This window comes from Alteromonas sp. K632G, assembly GCF_017653625.1.
GTDB lineage: Bacteria > Pseudomonadota > Gammaproteobacteria > Enterobacterales > Alteromonadaceae > Alteromonas > Alteromonas naphthalenivorans.
The window spans coordinates 1-6,054 of sequence record NZ_JAGGDM010000036.1 but is presented as its reverse complement, the minus strand read 5'-3'; the positions used below and the strand labels follow the sequence as shown (position 1 = coordinate 6,054).

Sequence of the window (6,054 nt, the reverse complement as noted above, 5' to 3'; positions counted from 1 at the left end):
GCTACTACTAGGATCGCGCCGTCCATCTGAGCAGCACCGGTGATCATGTTTTTAACGTAATCAGCGTGTCCTGGGCAGTCTACGTGAGCGTAGTGACGAGTAGGAGTGTCATACTCTACGTGAGATGTAGAGATGGTAATACCACGAGCTTTTTCTTCAGGCGCGTTATCGATTTGATCGAAAGCCTGAGCTGAACCACCGTATGTCTTAGAAAGAACAGTAGTGATTGCCGCAGTTAGAGTAGTTTTTCCGTGGTCAACGTGGCCAATAGTACCAACGTTTACATGGGGTTTCGTACGTTCAAACTTTTCTTTTGCCATTTCTATTATCCCAGCAAAGTTACTTTAAAAATTTATGAAATTCTATAAACATGAGCTGGGGAGAAACTGGTGCTGATAGGCAGATTTGAACTGCCGACCTCACCCTTACCAAGGGTGCGCTCTACCAACTGAGCTATATCAGCACTGATTTGGAGCGAGCAGTGGGAATCGAACCCACATCATCAGCTTGGAAGGCTGAGGTAATAGCCATTATACGATGCTCGCAAATCCTAATTCTCTGGCCACCTCATAAAAAAGTGGTGGAGGGGGCAGGATTCGAACCTGCGAAGGCTGAGCCGTCAGATTTACAGTCTGATCCCGTTGACCGCTTGGGTACCCCTCCAGATTGATGGTGCCGACTGCCGGAGTCGAACTGGCGACCTACTGATTACAAGTCAGTTGCTCTACCAACTGAGCTAAGTCGGCACTACATCAAGTGGGTGCGCATTCTAGAGTAATGAATTACTCAGTGCAAGTGTTGTTTTGAAAAATTTTACTTTTTCTTTTTTGACCGATAAAAACTTATCAATCAAACCAGTTACGTAAGAAGCTCGCTTCTTGCGTAGCGGGCCAAACCTTGCACCACCAAATGAGCGGGACGAATCCTAACATCGCTTTCAAGGAATGCAAACATTTTTTTGTCTCCACCCCCTAAAATTATATCAAAATCGGTTTGTTTGCTGGATAAGTAATCAACAGCGCTCAAATAAACACCATACACTGCGGCATAGCACCCTGTTGCAACACATTCTTCGGTATCGTTGCCTAGGGTGAGACTGGTCGGAATTTCGTCATTTGCATACACTTTCTTAGTGGAATTAAGTAATGCTTGTTTCATTACTTGAAAGCCTGGTGTGATCCAACCGCCTAAATGTTGACCATCTACCACAAAATCAACTGTAATTGCTGTGCCCACATCCATCACAAAAAATGCTTTTTGTGTTTTTTCTGCAGCACAAACCATGGCAAGCCATCGATCGACCCCCATTTTTTTTTCGTTTTCGTAACTATTTTTTATGCCGAAGGCTTCTCGTTCGGTATTTTTCTCTTCAACGGCAATATTTCTTTGTTCGCAAGCGGCGAAAATTTGTTCGACCGCATCCGCTTTTCGTACTGAGGCTAAATATAAGTGGGAAATATTTTGCTGTTTATCGATAAAAGACAGTAAATCGGATAAATTTTCTGTGGCCGTTGGTTCGTTTTCAGCATCAGATAACAAACAATATTTAAATCGTGTATTACCAACGTCCACTAAAACGACATTTTTATCGGTTACCACGTAAGCTAACCTCTCCACCGTGGAATCGAGTAATGCCATCTTGCGTTTCAACCAACAACGCACCGCTGGCATCTACGCCTCTATCAATTCCGGAAAAACGCTTTTCACCCATTTGCAGCACAATTCTTTTATCAGCATAGAGGTCTAGCGCTTCCCAATGGGGCGCGAACGGGCCAAAACCTTGCTGGGTAAACTTAGGTAACAATGTCCAAAGTGATTTTATTATGGCTGCCGCTAAACTATTTCTATCTGGCGTGTGTCCTAAATAAGATGTTAAGTCACTATGAGGTTGTCCAACGTCATATTGGCTATCAGGAACACACACATTTAAACCTATTCCAATGACAGAATGCGCAGTAGCACCAATCTGCCCTTCTACTTCTATAAGAATGCCGGCGAGCTTTTTACCTTGAAGGTAAATGTCGTTAGGCCACTTCAGTTCAGCATCATCTACACCCAAGTCTTTTAATGCTTCACATACTGCCAAACCCACCATTAACGACAAACCCGCCATGCTTTGGTAACCATCAGGGAAAGACCAATACATAGAAAACGTTAAGCTCCCCCCAATAGGCGCTAACCAGGTTCTACCATGACGGCCACGACCCGCCGTCTGAATTTCAGCGAATATTGCATCACCATCAGCTAATTCATGACGGGCATTAGCAATGCGCTTTTTCATTTCTGTATTAGTAGAAGGTAACACCGACTCAACATCTATCATGGCGCGCTTAGTATTACCTAAGTGCTTCTTAATACTCTCTGCATTTAACAAAGAAAAACCTCGCTCTAAACGGTAACCCTTACCTTTAACTTTAAAAACATCTAATCCCCAGTCAGAAAGCTGAGAAATATGGCCTGCTACAGCAGTACGGGAAAGGCCAACTTGTTGCGCTATGGTTTCACCTGAATGGAAGTGTCCATCAGACAACAAGGCCAATATATGTTTTCTTACTGATTTTGATGCCTGCCTCATAATTGCTGTCTCATAATTGAATGAGTCCTTCCCTACCAACTAAACGTACTTCTGGCTCGAGCGTTATTTTAAATTCACTTTCTACCGAATTCATTATCTCTTTAGCTAGGGCAATTAGGTCATTCCCCTGCGCGTTTCCTATATTAGTTAATACTAGCGGCTGTGTAGGATGACACCTAACGCCATTAAGCGCCTTTCCTTTAAAACCCATCTGATCGATAAGCCATGCAGCAGGTACTTTTACCTGATTTTCTGACACCGGATAACTCGGTATATCAAGATAATGACATTTCAGTTCTTCAAAATGCGCTAATGCAATAACAGGGTTCTTAAAGAAACTACCTGCATTTCCAAGCTCCTTAGGATCAGGAAGCTTGGCTTTTCGCACTTCTATTACCTTATTAAAAATATCTTTCGCACTAGGGGAGTCTATAGGCGACAATTCACCATAACTCGCCACAACGTCGTACGCCTTGGGAAGTGTAAAATTCACTTTGGTGATAAGCGCTTTACCATATAAGGCGTGTTTAAAAATACTATCGCGGTAACCAAACTGGCAATCCGACCCCTTAATAAGAAAGGGCTCTTTTGTTTCAAGTAGTATCGCTTCTATAGAATCTATGAAGGAATGTACCTCTACACCGTAAGCCCCAATATTTTGAATAGGCGATGCGCCTACGGAACCTGGGATCAGCGCAAGGTTTTCAAGGCCAAACCAGCCATTTTGCATACACAGCGATACAAACTCATGCCAATCTTCCCCCGCCCCAACACTAATATGATGATGTGATTCGGTGTCGTAGTGGCTAATACCCTTAATTTTATTTACTAGCACCACTCCTTCGAAGTCATCCAAAAATACAGAGTTACTTCCGCCGCCTAAAATATATGTATTAACTTCTGGATTGTAGGCTTGTAAAAATGAATCTACAGAGTCGAATTCGACGATAGATGCGCAATTCGAAGCTAAGGAAAAAGTATGATATTGCTGTAATGAGGGCATAGCACTTTATAGAAGAATAATAATGCGCTAATGGTAGGTGAAGCTGATGTTAATTAAAAGCGGTTTAGATCAACCGTATTTTTGTTATATACCAACGTGCATATTTTATGGTCAACTCGGAAAAAAATAGCACAACTCGAACTTGGTAAAGACAAAATGCTACTTCTGATTTTAGTCACTTCAGCTGCTGTCTATTTAGGTTAACAAATTAGGAAAGCGTGAGACCGCCATAAAAACTATGAGAGAATTTTTAGTCGCCGAGCCTTCTTTCAAAGGCCTGTCGGACCTCAGGTAGCGATACATTTGTGAGCAATTGTTTCAACAATGCCTTATCGGAGGAAGGTGCTCGATATATTTCCTCTAAAACAAGCTTATACCTAACATCTACTTGTAGTTTAGCATTCTTCACGAAGGTCTTGAACGATGGATCATTAAGCCTAGCATCCATGTATTGACGATAATTCTCAAATGAACTTCCATCAAAAATTAGTTTTTCGCTGTTATAAGAAGACTTAAACCCGTGACGATTACTTTTTAGGGTTTGTGTTCTTTTAGTCGCTATCGTGTTAACGGGCCTTCCGCGTAATAATGTAGCAATGTATTCGAATTCAGAGCGCTCTTTTCGGTGTAAAATAAATGCATTTTTAACCTCGCCGTCTATCACACATTGTGATCTTTGTTCGTTTATAGTTTCTAACTTCTTTCCATTTTCATATCTTTGATTTAATCCATCATCAAGAACATTATGGGGGTTCATTCGTTCGGGACGAAGGTATGATCTATATAGGGTTTTTAACTGCTTTGCGCTTTCCGCTTCATTGATCTTATCGATTGCGGGGCCATAGAGGATTTCCCGTTCTAATTTGTTCTTCCATTGAAACGATATAGTATCAAAATTCCCAATTTGGCTACATATGTCTGAAATTTTATTAGAAAAATTAATTGGCACCCAAAATTCATCAATATCTAGAAACATCAAGGCGTGAAAATCGCGACTGTTACTTTTGCGAAAGGCTTCCCTATAAATATCTACTTGAGGGGTACGAGAGGCAGAGTTAAATATATTATCCGCATTAATCAAATTCACTGGGAGCTTTTTTAATAGAGGAGCTAAATCTTCGGTGTTGTCACTACACCCATTGTAATAAATATCAACCTGTGAAAAACCTACGTACAAATGGTGAAAAATCCATTCTAATAAATAGGCAGATTCATCTTTCGCTATAGCAACAAGCTTGACGGGCTTAACTTCTTTTGGCGAAAAAAAACGTCTTAGCCTAAGCGAAGCAGACTTTTGTAGAAACAGTAATCGTCTTTTAATCGAATAGTATTTTGAAACTAACAAATGGTACTCTGTATACAGGATAGGACATATACTTTATCAGCTAAGCCCTTTGAAAAGTGGCCGATATGATACACAAAATGTAAAAAAGAAATAGCATTTCCTCTATCTATCAAAGTTTGCTCATTCCCCTCATGACCGAGATGAAGCCTAATATTAGGACTGAATGTTTACCAATAATAAGCGCATATTTAGACCCTCTTTAAATTATATCCAACAGTAAATTTAATCTACACACCTGTATTAGAGAAAGGTAATTCGTGTAGTTCCATGTATATATTTCACTGTTTACCGACAATGCTATATTAATAAGCGCTGATCACTTTGCTATTGGGCGATAAATCATAAGGTTAGGTAGTGGCATAAAATATGAATCTTTATTTCTTAAACTTAAACGTTTTGTCTCTTTTTGAAAAGAACGCACTAAAGTAAATGGAGTTTATTATGAACAAGCTTTCACTTTCTATGTTAATGAGCACACTAATTACGAGTTCGGTAATGGCCTCGTCCAACGGTAAGATAGAGACTAGTTTTACCGGGTTAGATTCTGATGGTGACGAATTACTCACATCAAGTGAATTGGAAGGAACATCATTAGCGCCTTATCTAGAAAATATAGACACAAACGGTGACTCTGCTATAAACCTTTCTGAATTTAACGAATACGTAAAAGCAAACACCAGCAAGTTCAGTGAGGATGTTATCGCGACAGTTGACGAAAATAGTGTAGAAGACGCCGTTAGCGTAGAAAAGGTAGATGACGTAGAAAACAGTGCCATGGTATCAGCGGTTGTTGTTAATTTTGAAAAAGCGGATATAAATGGAGATGGTACATTGTCATCTGCTGAAGTATCTAAAGCCAATATAGACGGAAATTTCACTAAAATGGATAAAGATGGGGATGGGGCACTCACCAAAACAGAACTTGAACATTATCTGAAAATGAAAGGTAAGCACTAAGTATCTTTGTTTTCATACAATGAGTACTGCAGATTTAGAACCGGCCTAGCTTGACTTTCTTACACGCATAAAAAAAGGGCTATCCGTTAGGATAGCCCTTTCTTCGAATGGGACCTGGCAGTGTGCTACTCTCACATGGGGAAACCCCACACTACCATCGCCGCTAATACGTTT

General features: G+C 40.5%; 6 protein-coding genes and 4 tRNA genes. 1 reads left to right on the top strand and 9 read right to left on the bottom strand.

The features are described from left to right. The 9 genes from J5X92_RS20530 to J5X92_RS20490 all read right to left on the bottom strand — a co-directional run. The coding region (locus J5X92_RS20530) for a GTP-binding protein (protein ID WP_244360880.1) at positions 1-320 on the bottom strand (320 nt) is incomplete at its 3' end. Between the two features lie 67 nt (positions 321-387). Then, positions 388-463: transfer RNA gene (locus J5X92_RS20525), tRNA-Thr, on the bottom strand. A gap of 7 nt (positions 464-470) precedes the next feature. Continuing rightward, positions 471-545, bottom strand: a tRNA-Gly gene (locus J5X92_RS20520). 33 nt (positions 546-578) lie between these two features. Then, a tRNA-Tyr gene (locus J5X92_RS20515) sits at positions 579-663 on the bottom strand. Between the two features lie 7 nt (positions 664-670). Next, a tRNA-Thr gene (locus J5X92_RS20510) sits at positions 671-746 on the bottom strand. 112 nt (positions 747-858) lie between these two features. Next, entirely contained in the window at positions 859-1,599 is a 741-nt protein-coding gene (locus J5X92_RS20505; protein ID WP_348272404.1) for a type III pantothenate kinase, read from the bottom strand. Next, positions 1,586-2,575 (bottom strand): bifunctional biotin--[acetyl-CoA-carboxylase] ligase/biotin operon repressor BirA, encoded by a 990-nt coding sequence (gene birA, locus J5X92_RS20500; protein ID WP_126873269.1) that lies wholly within the window; start codon positions 2,573-2,575, stop codon positions 1,586-1,588. Before birA ends, J5X92_RS20505 begins: the two co-directional genes overlap by 14 nt. Before the next feature lie 10 nt (positions 2,576-2,585). After that, a complete protein-coding gene (murB, locus tag J5X92_RS20495) occupies positions 2,586-3,578 on the bottom strand; it encodes a UDP-N-acetylmuramate dehydrogenase (protein ID WP_126873270.1) in 993 nt (330 codons plus the stop codon). Between the two features lie 250 nt (positions 3,579-3,828). Next, positions 3,829-4,923: a glycosyltransferase family 2 protein gene (locus tag J5X92_RS20490; RefSeq protein ID WP_185864182.1), complete on the bottom strand. Its 1,095-nt coding sequence runs from the start codon at positions 4,921-4,923 to the stop codon at positions 3,829-3,831. Positions 4,924-5,364: 441 nt separating this feature from the next. Here J5X92_RS20490 and J5X92_RS20485 point away from each other — a divergent pair, with 441 nt between their 5' ends. After that, positions 5,365-5,880, top strand: coding sequence for a hypothetical protein (locus J5X92_RS20485; protein ID WP_185864183.1), 516 nt, complete (start codon positions 5,365-5,367; stop codon positions 5,878-5,880). The last annotated feature ends 174 nt before the right edge of the window (positions 5,881-6,054 follow it).